This is a genomic window from Listeria aquatica, from assembly GCF_014223975.1.
Taxonomy (GTDB): domain Bacteria; phylum Bacillota; class Bacilli; order Lactobacillales; family Listeriaceae; genus Listeria; species Listeria aquatica.
Map to the genome: position 1 here is coordinate 43,189 of NZ_JAARRM010000006.1, position 16,691 is coordinate 59,879.

A 16,691-nucleotide genomic window follows, 5' to 3' on the forward strand; every position below is an offset into this window, starting at 1 on the left:
TTATAAATGGTTTCGTTTCAAAGTTTCTGTTCTTTTCATTTTTCCTAAATATCATAATTTTATTTGTTACGCTTTAGAGTTATTCATTTTATTAAGAATTTTGATAGTTTGTCTTCGGCCTTAAATAAACAGCCCAAACTACAATTAGACAAATCACGGCGAATAGTGCTAAGAGGACAAATCCTAATGAAAATGAACCTGTGGCATCCTTAATAGCTCCGAGTAAAAGCGGTGGGAAAAAGCCCCCAAGTCCGCCAGCTGCCCCTACAAATCCGGTAACAGCGCCTGTGTTTCCTTTAGAGACCATTGGGACCATTTTGAAAACCACACCATTTCCAATCCCAATCGCAAGTGCAGTTAGGAAGATACAACTTATGAAAATAATGAAGTTTTGGAGTAACAGTGCCATGACAAGCGCAAAGACAATCACAAGAAAGAATAATCCCGTCAAGATCTTCGTAGGGCTCGCTTTATCTGCAACGACACCACCGATTGGTCGCATTAGTGTTGCAACAGCCGCAAAGGCTGCAGAAACAAGTCCCGCATTGACAGGGTTCATCAGGAACTGGTCTGACATAAAGGCTGGTAGATAGTTACTAAGCGCAACAAAAGCTCCGAATGTTAAGAAATAAAATAATGACAGGAACCAAGTATTTTTGTCCTTCACAACAGATAGTTGCTCGCCAAGTGTCTTTTTCTCTGCCGAGATTGGCATTTCTTTTGCGAATAAGCTGAACAAAATGATGATAACTAAAAGTGCAATAATGAGTGAATAGTAGACCCAGTCAAATCCCCAAGACTTATTAATTTGTGGAATAATGAGTCCTGCAAGTGCATTTCCAATATTCCCCATTCCTGCAATACCAAGGATAAGTCCTTGCTTTTCTGGCGGGAACCATGCAGAAACATACGAAATGGCAATGGCAAATGTTGTTCCTGCCATTCCAAGGAAAAGCGCTAATAAAATGAGTAGTGGAAACGAAGAAACTTGCGGAACAAAAATAAGTGGAATAATGATAAATAGCATTGTTCCAATGTAAACTTTCTTTCCGCCAATTCGGTCACTGAGGATCCCCATTGGGATGCGCATGACAGAACCAAGTAGTACGGGTGTTGCGATCATTAAACTTTTTTGCGATGCCGAAAGTCCAAAGTCGGATGCGATTTGATTGGCTACAGGCGACAAACATGCCCATACCATGAAGGAAATCGCCATGGCAACCGTCGCAAAAATGAGTGCCGTGATTGCATCTTTTTTTGAGTAATTCATTTTCATATCCCCTTTAACGGTTTTGTACATCATTATGATACCTTTTTCACAAATGAAACACTATTAGGGAAATACCTAAAAAAGATATTGCACACAGGGCAATATCTTTTACAAATCAATCAAATTTTTTTTAATTGCATAGTGCACTAAATCTGTGCGCTTTTCAAATCCCAACTTATGCATGATACTTGTTTTGTGGGCTTCCACCGTTTTCACAGATACAAACAGCTTTTCAGCAATTTCCTTATTTCCGTATCCAAGCGCAATTAGTGGCAAAATTTCTTGCTCCCGTTTCGATAGAAGTTCATAGGAATTGATTTTTTCATCCACTTCATTTTTTGTTAAAAATTCTCGAACAAGAGCGGGCGCAACACTTGGATGGATATAAATACCGCCTCCATAAACGGCACGGATCGCTTCAAGCATTTCTTCATCATAGGCATTTTTCAGCAAATATCCCGATGCTCCTACTTTGAGTGCTCGGAATAGATATTCTTCATCGTCATGCATTGTCATAATCAATACTTTGACTTTCTCGTTTACTTCCTTGATTTTTTTCGTTGTCACGAGCCCATTTTCTCCTGGAGGCATGCTAAGATCCATCAAAATAACATCTATTTCATTTTGTTCCAGTTTCATCATTGCTTCTAACCCATCAGCAGCATCGGAAACTACTTGCATATCTGACTGCTCATTAATGATATATGACAAGCCTCTTCTCACGACCACATGATCGTCTACAACCATGATTCGAATCATCGGACCTCAACTCCTACTTTAGCAATCACTTCTGTTCCCTTGCCGTACTCCGAATGAATCTCACAAGTCCCCCCACACAGCTCAACGCGTTCTTTCATATTCATCAAGCCTAGTCCAGAGCCTTTAACTTCAATGTCCTCCGTCGAAAAACCACAACCGTCATCTATTACTTCAAGAATCAAGACCTCATCTTTCCTCCGCAAAGTAACAACAATATCGTCAATATCCGCGTACTTAGCAGCATTTAATAACGCCTCTTGGGCTACACGGTAAAGCGTGGTCTCAATGAAAGGGTCAAACCGCGCATTTTGAATGTCAGAAATAAGTGCAACTTCTACGCCGAAAATCTGCTCGTAACGCTTACAATAAGACTTTAAGGCTGAATATAGGCCCAAGTCATCTAGAGCTGCCGGGCGCAAATCCACTGCCATATTCCGAATATCACTCAAAATATTAGCCACATAAGTTTCGACACCATCCATCTGCGTATCAAAAGAAGAACCCTTTTCCATATATTTCAGTTTTCTAACTTCCATTAGCGCACTATACAATTCTTGAGCAATCCCATCATGCAGTTCACGTGAAAGTTTTTTCCGTTCCGCTTCATGGGCATTCATCACATATTTTGTCAGCATTGATTTTTGCAGTTCTTTGGCCGTTTCTTGTTGCTCAGTTAAATTACGTAGTGACAAAACGCCGATACCATTTTTTTCTTCCAAAACTGTAAAACTTGCACTGTAAGGCACTTCTATTCCATCTAAGCTCGTTAGATAGATTTGAAAAGATTCGCCGTTTTCTCGTTCTTTGATGCGGCAATTAGCACATGTATGCTCTTCTTCAAACGACATACAACCGCGACAAATTTGACAAAAATTTTTAATTTGTTGCCAGTCCATCGTCGTTCCATGCTCAAATAATTCTTCGGCTACATGATTCTGTTTAATGACTTTCTGGTTGCCATCCATGATAAAAATCGCATCACTTGTTTTTTCAAAAAAAAGATCAACTAAATGAGGATGGTTTGCAAATGCAGTCAAGCTAATCTTCCTTTCTTTGCATAAATTGAAGCAAATAAGGCGAGAGCTTTGCCGCTACCGCTTCCATTTGCCGTTTGATTCGTCCGTCCATCACGGTTTCCTTGCGATATCCACCTAGAAAAATCGCCAAAACTTCCTGCTCCATGAGAATTGGAATAGCCACGATCGAAACTAGATTTTCCATAATCGCAATTGGAAACTGCGAAAGATCATCCACTTCTTCTCTTAAATTCTGAACAGACATTGCCCGCCCAGTCTTCCAGACAATTCCAGCTATTCCTTTTCCGTTTTGCAAAACAATTTTCTGATAGCGATTATTACGATTCCCAGAAGCAAACAACCATCTAATTTCTTTCACACTCGTTGCACTTGTATTTAATGCTATCCCAAGAAAATCGACACCTAAATCCAGTCTTGCTTCAATTAAATAATCCGTTATTTCATGTTTTAGCTGTCCTTCCATTTTCTCGAATCCTCCATGAACTGATACTATCACTATAACGCAATTTAACTGAAAAAAACAGTCAGATTATTAAGATGGATTTTTGCGATAAATGATATAGCGTCGCCTCAAGTAGCTAAGCGGCACACTCCATGCATGAACAAGTCGCGTATATGGAAACAAGCCAAAAATGATAAACGCACTTAAAATGTGTAATTTAAATAGAACTGGAACGTGTATCATCAAACTTGCATCTGGCCGAAACAAGAAAAGTTGTCGAAACCAAATCGAAATTGATTCACGATAATCAAAACCAGGGATTTCTTGCGTTCCAAAGACTGTACTAGCCATCCCAAGAATAACGGTGAGAAGTAATGTGATGTTCACAATAATATCTCCTGTCGAGCTGATTCTACGAACACTAGGATTTGATAAGCGACGAAACGTCAACAAAAACATCCCAACAAATGTCATCACACCAAAGATGCTGCCGATTCCAACCGCAAAAATATGATACATATGCTCACTAATTCCAAGTGCCGCCGTCCAAGATTCTGGGATAACAAGCCCAACAAAATGGCCACCAATCACAAAGATGATTCCTACATGAAACAGGAGACTCCCAATCATTAGCTGCTTTTTCTCAAGCATTTCACTTGATTTTGCGGTCACACTAAACTGATCGTAACGATAGCGGAAAATATGACCGACAATAAAGCTCGCAAGAACAAGATAAGGAACAATGACCCACAAAAATTCATTCCACATACTGAGAGCCCTCCTTTTGTAAAAGACATGCCTTAAGTTCCACACGCACTGCTTCAATTAGATATCGATAAGGATTTTCTTCTTCATTTAAGTTTTGAAGTAAAAAGTAAGTCCCATCTTCCATCACGCCAAATAACACTTCTAAATCCTGAACACGCTCATCTTGAAACCAGTCTCCCGCTTCATAAAATTCAAGCATTAGCGGTAAAAAGTCTGTTAATTCAGCATCGACAGCTAGCAAACCAAACATTTCATATAAAAATTTTAATTTAGAGAGCATCTGTCCACGTTCACGCGCATCTTCAAATTTATAGAACGTCATATATAGCGATAATTTTTTAGTAAAATCAAAACTATCCGTATAAAACTGTTGTAACTCAAACAGACTTTTCGTTTCAATTTCCTGCCAAAAGCGAAGAAGAAGATCCTTCGTCCCCGCTTCAGCAGTATCTAATTCCGTTTCAAGATAGGCTTCATTCATATACAGTTTATTTGGATAATCAAGCAGGTTTGATAATTTGCCAAATACCGGCCGTTTTTCATTTAAAACTGCTGCATTAATCACGCCAAATCCCTCCATAGAAACTTTCCTCGTACATTTCTTGAGTTGTCTTCCCATCTGCTTGAGCCTGCATCATCTGTCCATGTTCTGAAGCAAGGCTACATCCATTACAAACATCATTCGAGTAACCTGTTCCACCTTGTGCTCGGTAAGTATCAATGTAGTCCTCTTTATGACTCATTGGAATTACAAAGCGGTCTTCATATTTAGCAATTGCAAGCAAGCGATACATTTTCTTCACTTCTGTTTCTGTAAGTCCAACTCTTTCAAGACGTGTTATATCAAAGTCCTTACCAGAAGAAGCTGCTCGCATATAAAGCCGCATCATCGCCATTTTTTGTAATGACGACTTAATCACCTCTGTATTTCCTGCCGTCAAAATACTCGCTAAGTAATCAACTGGAAGGCGCATCTCTTCAATTGCCGGAAAAATCATATCTGGGTTTTCAACCGAATCTTTTCCTTCAAAATAATTCATAATCGGTGAAAGTGGTGGCACGTACCAAACCATCGGCATTGTACGATATTCAGGGTGAAGCGGAAAAGCAATTTTGTATTCTTTTGCCATTTTATAGATCGGTGAGTTTTGAGCTGCTTCAATCCAGTCTTCCGAAATTCCATCTTTACGTGCTTGTTCAATCATTTTCGGATCATTCGGGTCAATAAAAAGATCAAGTTGGGCTTCATAAAGTGCTTTTTCATCTTTTGTTTCTGCTGCTTCCTTTACTCGGTCAGCATCATAAAGCATAACACCTAGATAGCGAATTCGACCTGTACAAGTTTCCGAACAAACTGTCGGCAAACCTGCTTCGATCCGCGGGAAACAAAATGTACATTTTTCGGCTTTGTTCGTTTTCCAGTTGAAGTAAACTTTCTTATAAGGACAGCCTGTCATACAATAGCGCCAGCCCCGACAAGCTTCCTGGTCAACAAGCACGATCCCATCTTCATCACGTTTATACATCGCGCCACTCGGACAAGAAGCTACACAAGCTGGGTTTAAACAATGTTCACAGAGGCGAGGCAAATACATCATAAATGCCGTTTCAAAATTCGATTTGATTTCCGACTCAATTTTCTTCATGTTCGGGTCTTGCGGCATCGTTTTCGGAGCCCCAGCAAGATCATCTTCCCAGTTTGGTCCCCATTCGATTTCCATATTCGCACCCGTCACAACCGATTTCGGACGAGCAACTGGTTGATTGTTGCGCTGTTCCGGTGAGAACAAGTTTTCATAGTCATATGTCCAAGGCTCGTAGTAATCTTTCATTTCTGGCATATCGGGATTATAGAAAATCTTCCCAAGCGCCACTTTATTCAGTTTCGAACCAGATTTCAGTTCTAACTTCCCTTTCTTATTAAGCGTCCAGCCACCTTTATACTCTTCCTGATCTTCCCAGCGTTTCGGATAACCGATACCCGGCTTTGTTTCAACATTATTAAACCACATATATTCCGCACCCGGCCGGTTCGTCCACGTATTTTTACACGTTACGCTGCAAGTGTGGCAGCCGATGCATTTATCTAAATTCATGACCATTCCAATTTGCGCTTTAATCTTCAAGCCAGTCCACCTCTTTCAGTTTTCTCACATTCACATACAAATCACGTTGATTCCCAATTGGGCCATAATAGTTAAAGCCGTAACTAAGTTGTGCATAACCACCTACCATTTGCGTTGGTTTCACATGGATCTTCGTTGGCGAGTTGTGGCTACCACCACGTTGCCCCGTAAGTTCACTACCTGGCACATTCACATGTTTATCTTGCGCATGATACATAAACATCGTTCCACGTGGCATTCTATGACTAACCACTGCTCGGGCTGTTACAACCCCATTTCGGTTATAAACCTCAAGCCAGTCATTATCCTGAATTCCCGCTGCATCGGCATCTTCATTATTAATCCATACATTAGGACCGCCACGGAAAAGTGTTAACATATGAAGATTATCCTGATACATACTGTGAATATTCCATTTTCCGTGTGGCGTCAAATAACGAAGCGTGATCGCATCCGCATCTTGTTTTTCATCAAAATTGTCACGCTTTGCAAATACATGCGGTGGAAGCGTAGGTTTAAATATAGGCAACGATTCCCCGTATTGCAAGAACAATTCATGATCCAAATAAAATTGTTGTCTTCCTGTTAATGTTCGAAACGGAACAAGCCGCTCAATATTTGTTGTAAATGGTGAGTAACGCTTCCCATTCGTATTAGAACCCGTAAATACAGGTGTCGGAATGACTTCACGAGGCTGAACTGTGATGCTTTGGAATGTGATTTTTTCAGCTTCCCGGTCCTTCGCAAGATCAGCAAGCGGAACCCCAGTCGTTTCTTCCGCACTTTCCCAAGCACGAACCGCCACCTTGCCATTTGTCGCACTCGAAATCGTCAAAATCGCATCCGCCGCATGTCGCGCATCTTTCAAAATCGGTTTTCCATCTTTAATCGTGTCGTCCTCGTAAACACCGTTGATTTGCTTAAGCTCCTCATATTCCTGCGCCACAGAAAATTGAGTCCCATGCGCCCCAACTTTTCCGCTAGAAACATTCGGTCCGAGCGTGATAAATTTGTTGTAGATTTCGCGATAATCGCGTTCCACGACTTGAAAAATTGGCATCGTTTTGCCCGGTATAGCTTCCACTTCGCCCCGCTTCCAGTCTTTGATTTTACCGTAAGGCTGAGCAATTTCCTTCTCAGAATCATGCCCAAGCGGCAGCATCACAATATCGCGTTCTGGCTTCTCAAAAACATGTTTCGCCATCTTCGAAAACACTTCTGCAAGCCCTCTAAACGTATTCCAGTCCGACTTAGATTCCCAAAGTGGATCAATCGCCGGATTAAATGGATGTACAAATGGATGCATATCCGTACTGGATAAATCTGTTTTTTCGTACCAAGTAGCAGCTGGGAGAACCACATCTGAATACATCGGCGTTGCAGTCATCCGAAAATCAAGCGTCACGAGTAAATCCAATTTGCCGCGAACCTCTTCATCCCGCCAAACCATTTCTTCTGGGCGGAACTCATCATTTTGCTTCGACATCAAATTATCCGTTGTCCCAAGCAAGTGCTTCATAAAATATTCTTGCCCTTTCCCACTTGAAGAAAGCAAATTCGAACGCCAAACAAAAAGCCCACGCGGGAAGTTCACCGGATTATCCGGATCTTCCACCGCAAAATTCGTCTCCCCCGATTTCAAATCCTCAACTAACTGTTCCACCAGTTCCGCATCCGACTTTTCAGCCGCCTCTTGCCCATAAGAAAGCGAACTTTTATCAAACTGCGGGAACGAAGGCAACCATCCAAGTCGAGCCGCTAACACATTGTAATCAGCCGGATGCTGATACCGAAGTTCATCCGCAATCGGCGACTTCAGCGCCGCATTTTCCATTTCTTCATATTTCCATTGATCTGTTGCAAAATACCAGAAACTTGTCCCATTTTGCTGCCTAACCGCGCCTTGCCAATCTTTCGCGAAAGCAACTGTTTGCCAGCCTTCAATCGGACGGCATTTTTCCTGACCCACATAATGCGCCCAACCGCCGCCATTCACACCTTGCGATGCTGTAAGCACAACGAGATTTAAAATCGACCGGTAAATCGTATCACTATTAAACCAGTGATTGATTCCAGCGCCCATGATAATCATCGATCGCCCTTCCGTATCAATCGCATTTTGAGCAAACTCACGAGCAATTTGCGTGACAATACTTGCTTTCACGCCTGTAATTTTTTCCTGCCAAGCTGGCGTATACTTACTCGATTCATCATCCAAATCTTTTGCCGCAAGCTCGTCGCCATCAAACATTTCAATTCCATACTGGCTTAGCATCAAATCATAAACTGTCACGGCTTTCCGAATTGTCCCATCCGCAAGAGTCATTTCTCGAACTGGAATATGCCGTTCAAAAACACCATTTCCAGCATCATCAAAGAATGGGAAAACAACTTTTTCAAACTGTCCTTCTTTTTGCAATGAAAGTTTCGGAGCAATCGTTGTTCCATCTTCATTTTCCAAACTTAGATTCCATTTTTCATCTTTAGCCCAGCGCTGTCCGATCGTCCCGTTAGGAGACACAATTTCTCCTGTTGTTTCATCAATCAGGCATGTCCGCCACTCGGCATGCTCACTATTTTTGCCAAAGTCTGCTTCACGAAGGAAACGCCCTGCTTTATAAACACCACTTGCATCTTGATCTAACAAAATCAAGAAAGGCAGATCCGTATATTTTCTTGCATAATTTAAAAACATCGGTTCTTTTTTATCTTGGTAAAACTCTTTCAAAATAACGTGCGTCATTGCTTGTGCAAGCGCGGCATCTGTTCCTGGATTTGGCGCAAGCCAGTTATCAGCAAACTTTACATTTTCTGCATAATCCGGCGCAACTGCCACAACTTTTGTACCTTTATAGCGAACTTCCGTCATAAAATGTGCATCCGGTGTTCTTGTAAGTGGTACGTTTGAGCCCCACATCATGATATAGCCAGCATTGTACCAGTCACTCGATTCAGGAACGTCGGTTTGCTCACCCCAAATTTGTGGAGAAGCAGGCGGTAAATCTGCATACCAATCATAGAAACTGAGCATTTCGCCACCAAGCAATGTAATAAAGCGCGAACCCGCTGCATAACTAATCATGGACATTGCAGGAATTGGTGTAAAACCAGCAATCCGGTCTGGTCCGTATTTCTTGATGGTATAAAGTAACATAGCGCCAATTAAAACGTAAGCATCATTCCAAGAGACTCGAACTTGCCCACCTTTTCCACGAGAAGCCTTATAGGCCTGTGCTTTTTCTGGGTCCTCAACAATACTTGCCCAAGCAGAAACAGGGTTTGGATGTTGTTTAAGTGCATTTTGCCACATTTTCCAAAGTAAGCCGCGTATATATGGATATTTCACACGAAGTGGGCTGTATTCATACCAAGAAAAACTCGCACCTCGCGGACAGCCACGCGGTTCAAATTCTGGCATGTCAACGCCACAAGATGGGTAATCAGTAGCTTGATTTTCCCAAGTGATAATTCCATTTTTCACAAAAACTTTCCAGCTACATGAACCTGTACAATTGACACCATGTGTTGTTCGAACAACTTTATCATGCGACCAGCGATCACGGTACATCTTCTCCCAAGCTCGGCTTTTTTCTTCCAAAATCGTCCAGTTACCATTAAATTTTTCTGTTCGTTTGAAGAATTTTAATCCTTTTTTTCGATATTTCACGATTTTCACCTCTATTTTCATTTCAAAATCAAGAGATTTTCTTAATTATACTATAGCGTTTGTGAGGAGATTTACATATTAGGGAAACCGCTATATTTGAACTGCTACAGAAGAAATCAAAAAAATTTTCAAAGCACTTCTGAAACACCTGTCAAGGTTACAAATTTTTAAAAATATAAAGCATAGACTTCAACAATGAGCAGGAATTTTTGCTAAAAATCATTTATTCGATTAAACCTGATATTAATTTCATCAAATCCTGATACCAAAACCCGAGAATATTCGTTATTTAAACAAATCATTATTTCCTATTGAATATCACAAACAGCAATCTTCCATTAAAACTTATATCTAAGTTACTAAAAACTTTTTAGATACTAAAAAGGAAATAAAGTCAAGGGTTTTTTAAGCGCCTTTTGCACTTAAATAACTTAATTATTCACTCTTTTTCTACAGCCTTTTTCCTTATAAAAAGTATACAATTTGAAATGTTACTACGAAAAAAGGGGATAACGTAACTAAATACAGATATCGTAACTTGTTTGACAATTTAAAAGTAATAGAAACCGCATTGATAAAAGGAGTAGGTTAATGAAAAAAATAATAGGTATTCTAGTAATTAGTTTATTGGTTTTAGGTTCTATACTGGATTTCGTGAGTAATAATCATTTCGTAAAGGCAAAAGAAGAGGACGACCCTGGGGTTACATTACTTGCTCCAGAAACTTTGACTTCACGTCAACAAACTGAAATTCGAGTTACTTTATCTGCATCGGCTGGAAAACTAGAAAAAGATGGAGAAATCCAAATCAAGATTCCTAAGAATACAGTTGCACAAGTTTCTGATTTAACCAATAATTTATTACTTGGTGATCCATTTTACTTGCCAGATTCAGCCGTAACTGAAGACAACGCCGGAAATTATGTACTCCATGTTGCATATCATCATTCAAAAATAAATCCAATTGAAGCAACTGGCCAAACTTTTACAATCAAATACGGAACACCCGTTTTTAAAGATGGTGCCCCAGATTCTGCAACATATGAAGCGACTTTATATAAAGCTGGCATAAAAATGAGCACAGCCACAGATAAATCAAAAATCAAAAAAGATATATCCGGGCTACCTCTGTTAAGTAAGATGAGCACTCGACCACACAAAGATATAAATGGAGAAAACGTTGCAATTATGAGTACGAGTGCACCTTCTTCAAATGTATTTGCTATTCTTGTGAATTATAACCAACAGGAGATACCAAATGCAGTTCTTGAAGATGTAATTCCTGAGCAAACTGAACTAATTGATCCCATCAAGTATATTAGTGCAAGCGGTAATGCTACACCTTCGCAACATATACGAATCGCAGAAGTGACAGAACGGGATGATGCTGGTTTACCAATTGCTTGGAAATATGTGACAAGTGAATTTATAGACAAAATCTCAACTTCATCCTCTGGTTTTAAAATTAATTTTGGGACGATTTCACCAAACAAAAGCTATGTTGTTATGTACGCACAACAAGTAGATATAAATGCAACGGCATCAGATTTCGGGGTGAAATACAATCAAGCAATTCTAAAGAGTAATGGCACAACACTTAGAACTGCAACAGAACCTTTGGCTTTAGACACTTTAAGCTATGAATCAATAGGACTAATTAAAAGAGTCAATCAAGAAACCATTTCAACGACTGGTGGCTCATTTATTTATTCACTCAATTTAAGCTCTAAAGTGGGGACGATTCCAGCAGGAAGCGAAATTGTTGATCCACTGCCGGATCACACATCTTTTTCAAACACAGTTGAACCGTCAAGTGAATATTTTTCGAACGGAACCTATGACAGCACCACAAATACTGTTAAATATACTTTATTAAAAGACCTTACAGAAGGCGAGCAGAAAAAAATACAATTCAAGGTGAATTATCATAATTCGGCAGCAAAAGAAGGCTATAAAATTACAAACAAAGCATATATCAATTATGCGGGAACCAAAATTTATAGTAATGATGCTACAACAACTGTTAAAGGGACTGCTGTACTCAAAAAATTAGATAATTTAACTCACAAACCTTTGGCAAATGCTCTCTTTAATGTCGTAAATGCAGAAGGAAAAGTAGTCAAAGAAAAATTACGTTCTGACGCTAACGGGCAGGTTAATACTGGTCTACTTGAACCAGGAAAATATAGTTTCGTAGAGGTGGCGGCTCCTGATGGCTATATTTTAGATGCAACGCCTATCCCGTTTACTGTGCGACCAAGTGAGGAAAATACTCTTCAACTAGAAAAATCAAATGTCGAAGGCGTTCAAATTTCTGGCAGTAAGACATGGCTTGACAATCAGGATGCCGCACAAAAAAGACCAAGTTCTATTACAATTGAACTTTATCAAAACAGTAAAAAGGTTCAGTCTAAAAAAGTCTCTGAAAGCGACAATTGGAAGTATACATTCACTTCTTTACCAAAGTACGATAGCGAGGGAAATGAATATAAATATACGCTTAAAGAAGCTCCTGTAGAGGGTTATCAAACTATTCAAACCGGAAATGACTTTACAAATGTCTATAAACCGGTTGAAAATCAAATTGCCGTACCAATAAAGATTGATCCGAGTAACACGGTACCAGCAAATCCAACAGTTATCGATCCCATACCACCCAAAATGAGTGATCCAAAAACGGAAACGAAAAAATCACTTCCAAGAACAGGGGACACTTATCGAAGTGATCTATTACTCATTTTCACGGGATTTATTACTTTTATCGGTACATTTATTTTCATTCGTCGAAATAATAGACGAACAGAAAAATAAATAAAAAGTTGATGCTAAACAGAATTTTCATTGTTTTAGCATCAACTTTTTACTGTTATCCGTGCATCCGTTCCATGACAGAATGGAGCACCAATCATAATGAATTTATTTCTAAATATAAACGTTTACTTACCCATAGTATCTACGCTAATTATTCAGCGTGCTCTAAAACACTCCGTCCATTTAGTTTTTGGACTTTACGATTATTGGAATCATAGTATTTATTAAAAGTTTCAATTTGTGCTTTTGAAACTTCCACAGGATTTTTCATAACATACCATTCTACATTCTCGGAAAGCGGCGGAGTAGTCAATGAGCCAATATAATGATAATACGTTTTATTCGTTGGAATCATTTGTGTAACTTCAATTGGATTCGAAACATCTGCCTTCTTACCTTTTTTGATATTATTTAGAACATCTTGAAAAGCGGCATTTTCTTTCCCTTCCTTGAAGAAAACAGCGACCACCGCTAGGCGTCCATCTTGCGCTTGATTAACGAAATGCACCTCAATAGGATAATGATTTCCATCTACAGTGTGCTCACTTTTTGCATGGAAATGAAATTGTCGCAAATCGAAATTGCGTCCATCTATAACTGCCGATCCGGTATCATCAACTTGGATACTATGGCCATTATCAACTTCATCAACCATTGTCTTGCTATAGTTTAGTTCAATTTCACCTTCATCTTTCATTGGTTCCGTTTTTGCTGTCTCGATATTGATTGGAGATTGCGAATCCCCCGCTTCAAATTCCCAGCCTTTTTGATCATTATAATCTAAATGATCCTCGGCTTTTTTTTCTGTTTTGCTTCCATTGCTCGCGCTTGATTTCTTAGCTGATCCATCATCCGAACACCCTGCAAAAAGCAGTGATAACGAAAGAACAGAAGCGGCTGCTAATGCTGTCTTTTTCAAAAGTATTTCCTCCTTGGAATGAATTAATTAACACTACTATACTATAACGCTTAGTCACCCAAAAAACTATGGACAAAATATTACAAAAAAAATAAAATGCCCCTACTTTTAAATAAAAATATACCTTGACAGCCAACACCTGATTTAAAACTCCAATACAATCATACTCAAAACAAATTCCAAAAAGCTTCATCTGTCAAATTTTTTGGAAGCCTATTCGGTGAACTTACATAACTTGAGAGATCTTTATAAATGATGAAGCGAATCAAATAAAAAAGGCAAACCTCCTTTTACTCGGTTAGCCTTATGTTCTCTTTTATTGTCATACTTAACGCCATTAACTTATCACTAAAATATGAATAGAAACCTGCTCACAGTATATCTACTCTATCATTCCATACAAATCATCTTTTAGGGATTGCAATTTTTAAATAAATGCTCTATATTATTAGAGCAATACTAACTGATATCATTTGGAGCTTCTCTTGAAAAATTGTAAATAATTTCGTGAAAGGATAATCTTAATGATTCTTAGTTCTGTTTCCTCGCTCTTCATTTTTGGCTTTTTACTGTCTAAGTGGGTCGTTACAATCTTATTTAGAAAGGTTTTTAATCTTTCACTTATAACAATTATTTCTCTTTCCCTTATTTCACTCATTTTTTCTTCTGTGGTTTTGTCTATGAATTACCTTCCTTTTTACTTATCTGCTGCTCTTTTTATTCTTTCATTTTTCATTGTATCTTTAAATATGAAAAGCTTAGGAAAAAACATTATTTTTTTTATACTAACCTACACTCTCTCATTTTTAACTGCCTATATCACTTATAATTTTATTGCACCTATCGTATTTCAAGATGATAAAGTATCTATTATCTTTATTTTAATTGCGCTTAACACTCTCATCGCTTTTAATTTATCTCTCTTCGTACTCAGGTTAAATCAAAAATTTCAATTTTTTTCTTTATCTATCGACGTATCGAGTAAACAAAAAAAAGTAACTCTAATCTTTTTTATAGCATGGATAGTTTGTTCCATTTTATTATTACTATTTGCTTCTCATGCTGTTCTTGTTAACTCATTAAGTGATTTTTTGTTTTTCCTCAATATTATTTTTGGCTTTTCCATCCTCTATCTATATGCGAGAATGAATTTAAAAAACCAAGAATTGAATAGCCTTAATGTTATCTACAAAAAAGAACTCCAAAAAATTCAACTTACACAAGAACTAAAACATGATTTTTCTGGATTACTTTTTTCTTTAAGTTATCAAATTATGGAAAAAAATAACGACGCAGCTTTGGAAATGATTAATAATCTCAGCAGTTATATGAACACCCAACTTCATTCTTATTTTGACTCCAAACTGTTAAGATTACAATCTCCTGAACTACTGGGTTTATTGATCACTCACTTCAAGAAATGGGAAACTGAATCCATTATCCTTAAACTCGAAGAAATTGATGAATTAGTGGTTTTACCTGCTATGCCCACATTTGATTTAGTTCGCTGTTTAAATATTATCTTGGATAATGCTTTTGAAGCTGCATCAACTAGTACTGAAAAAAAAATTAATGTTCGTATAAAAGTGGAATCCACCTACTTATTATTTGAAATAAAGAACTCATTTGCAAAAAACATCGATCTTGAAAGTTTATCTACTAGAAAAAGATTCTCCACTAAAGGAAATGGTAGAGGGCAAGGGCTCCATATTTTGCAAGAATTTATTAGAAGGGAAAAAGATGCCTATTTCGAAATGGAAGTTACACCGCAAAATATGTTTCGCGTTCTACTAACACTTCCATTGCAAAACAAAAATGTGTGATTTCAACTCCAAGGGTTAGAACTGACCATTTTTAAACGGCTTTAGTAGAATTAATTGATACTTTTTAGTTGAACAACTAAAACCTTATAATTGCTCTCCCGTATCCATTTATATATTCTAATCATTTTATTTTCTATGAATTTAGATTGATAATATGCTTCTTTCAATTTCTAATAAGGTTCTAATCCTCCTGTGCCATTCGAAAGCCCAATAATAGTAAAAGGTTCTGTAATTTTATTTAATACAATGTCTCCTCTTTTTCCGATAATTCCACCAGCAACGGCTGTTTCACCATTAAAATAACGAATCCCACGAATTTTATTTGCATAAAAATTAGACGTCTCAATATTTGCTATTTCCGTGCCCATACTTGCTTGTATATCAATGCGTTGTAGTGTACATCCTCTTTTAATGGCATTTTCAATAAAGGCTTCTGAAAAATTATCGATGCCAACATCCATGATAAAGGCTTCTTCCTTTAAATAGTCTAGCCAATTGGAATCCAATTGTTGTTTTGCTGATATAGCCGAAATAAATACATCAGAAGCTTGTCTTTTAGTTTCTTGAAATACTTTAATCGATTGAGGCACATGTGCTGGTAAAATCAAATTTAACGCATTGACAAGTTGCTCGACTTTCACTAAGTTTCTCCCTGCAACATATGTGTTTACACCTAATTCTGCAAGTTTTAATGCAATTTTTATTGCCAAATTCCCAGTCCCATAAACAGTGGCCGACAAATTGTCAAGTTGATTCGAAAAATAAATCATGAGTGTATTTATTGTAGCATTGACGGTTACATCATTAGCTTTAAAAGGGTGAACTTCACTCTGAGAACAGCTTGTCCATGCAATTTGATAAAGCTCAACGGGTTGCTTCCTTTCTATATCTACAAGTAGATGAGGAATGACGCCATCAACCTGCTTAAAAACTTGTTGGGCAAAAAAAGAGCTTGCAATTTGTATATTCAAAATCCGTCCAAAAGGCGTCAATCTATCAGGAAGAATTTGGTCCTTATTTCGTTTGTTTGCCGTATTCGTAAACATCGCAAATTGATAATTTTTCAAAT

The 16,691-nt window shown here is 38.2% G+C and carries 12 protein-coding genes; 2 read left to right on the forward strand and 10 right to left on the reverse strand.

Annotated elements, in window-relative coordinates; all coding sequences use genetic code 11:
- Positions 1–91 precede the first annotated feature (91 nt).
- From HB912_RS11665 to HB912_RS11700, 8 genes are all read right to left on the reverse strand, one after another.
- Positions 92–1,270 (reverse strand): nitrate/nitrite transporter, encoded by a 1,179-nt coding sequence (locus HB912_RS11665; RefSeq protein WP_185374780.1) that lies wholly within the window; start codon positions 1,268–1,270, stop codon positions 92–94.
- A 108-nt stretch (positions 1,271–1,378) separates the two neighbouring features.
- Positions 1,379–2,029, reverse strand: coding sequence for a response regulator transcription factor (locus tag HB912_RS11670; protein WP_185374782.1), 651 nt, complete (start codon positions 2,027–2,029; stop codon positions 1,379–1,381).
- Positions 2,026–3,066, reverse strand: a complete 1,041-nt coding sequence (locus HB912_RS11675) for a sensor histidine kinase (RefSeq protein ID WP_185374784.1) — start codon at positions 3,064–3,066, stop codon at positions 2,026–2,028. The genes HB912_RS11670 and HB912_RS11675 overlap by 4 nt, the downstream gene beginning before the upstream one ends.
- A gap of 1 nt (position 3,067) precedes the next feature.
- Entirely contained in the window at positions 3,068–3,529 is a 462-nt protein-coding gene (locus HB912_RS11680; RefSeq protein ID WP_052008599.1) for a GAF domain-containing protein, read from the reverse strand.
- A gap of 69 nt (positions 3,530–3,598) precedes the next feature.
- Positions 3,599–4,276, reverse strand: a complete 678-nt coding sequence (gene narI, locus HB912_RS11685) for a respiratory nitrate reductase subunit gamma (protein WP_036074273.1) — start codon at positions 4,274–4,276, stop codon at positions 3,599–3,601.
- Positions 4,266–4,841 carry a nitrate reductase molybdenum cofactor assembly chaperone gene (narJ, locus tag HB912_RS11690; protein WP_036074275.1) on the reverse strand — a complete coding sequence of 192 codons (576 nt, stop codon included), beginning with the start codon at positions 4,839–4,841 and terminating at the stop codon, positions 4,266–4,268. Before narJ ends, narI begins: the two co-directional genes overlap by 11 nt.
- Positions 4,834–6,402: a nitrate reductase subunit beta gene (narH, locus tag HB912_RS11695; RefSeq protein ID WP_185374786.1), complete on the reverse strand. Its 1,569-nt coding sequence runs from the start codon at positions 6,400–6,402 to the stop codon at positions 4,834–4,836. Before narH ends, narJ begins: the two co-directional genes overlap by 8 nt.
- Positions 6,392–10,069: a nitrate reductase subunit alpha gene (locus HB912_RS11700; RefSeq protein WP_342354372.1), complete on the reverse strand. Its 3,678-nt coding sequence runs from the start codon at positions 10,067–10,069 to the stop codon at positions 6,392–6,394. The genes narH and HB912_RS11700 overlap by 11 nt, the downstream gene beginning before the upstream one ends.
- A 591-nt stretch (positions 10,070–10,660) precedes the next feature.
- Here HB912_RS11700 and HB912_RS11705 point away from each other — a divergent pair.
- A complete protein-coding gene (locus HB912_RS11705) occupies positions 10,661–12,880 on the forward strand; it encodes a Cna B-type domain-containing protein (RefSeq protein WP_185374790.1) in 2,220 nt (739 codons plus the stop codon).
- A gap of 151 nt (positions 12,881–13,031) precedes the next feature.
- On the opposite strand, the gene HB912_RS11710 is transcribed toward HB912_RS11705, so the two are convergent.
- Positions 13,032–13,799 (reverse strand): carbonic anhydrase, encoded by a 768-nt coding sequence (locus HB912_RS11710; RefSeq protein WP_185374792.1) that lies wholly within the window; start codon positions 13,797–13,799, stop codon positions 13,032–13,034.
- A 524-nt stretch (positions 13,800–14,323) separates the two neighbouring features.
- Between HB912_RS11710 and HB912_RS11715 the strand changes: the two genes are divergently transcribed.
- Entirely contained in the window at positions 14,324–15,622 is a 1,299-nt protein-coding gene (locus HB912_RS11715) for a GHKL domain-containing protein (RefSeq protein ID WP_185374794.1), read from the forward strand.
- A gap of 170 nt (positions 15,623–15,792) precedes the next feature.
- Here HB912_RS11715 and HB912_RS11720 read toward each other — a convergent pair whose 3' ends face one another.
- Complete coding sequence (locus HB912_RS11720) at positions 15,793–16,689, reverse strand: hypothetical protein (protein WP_185374796.1); 897 nt, start codon at positions 16,687–16,689, stop codon at positions 15,793–15,795.
- Positions 16,690–16,691 lie beyond the last annotated feature (2 nt).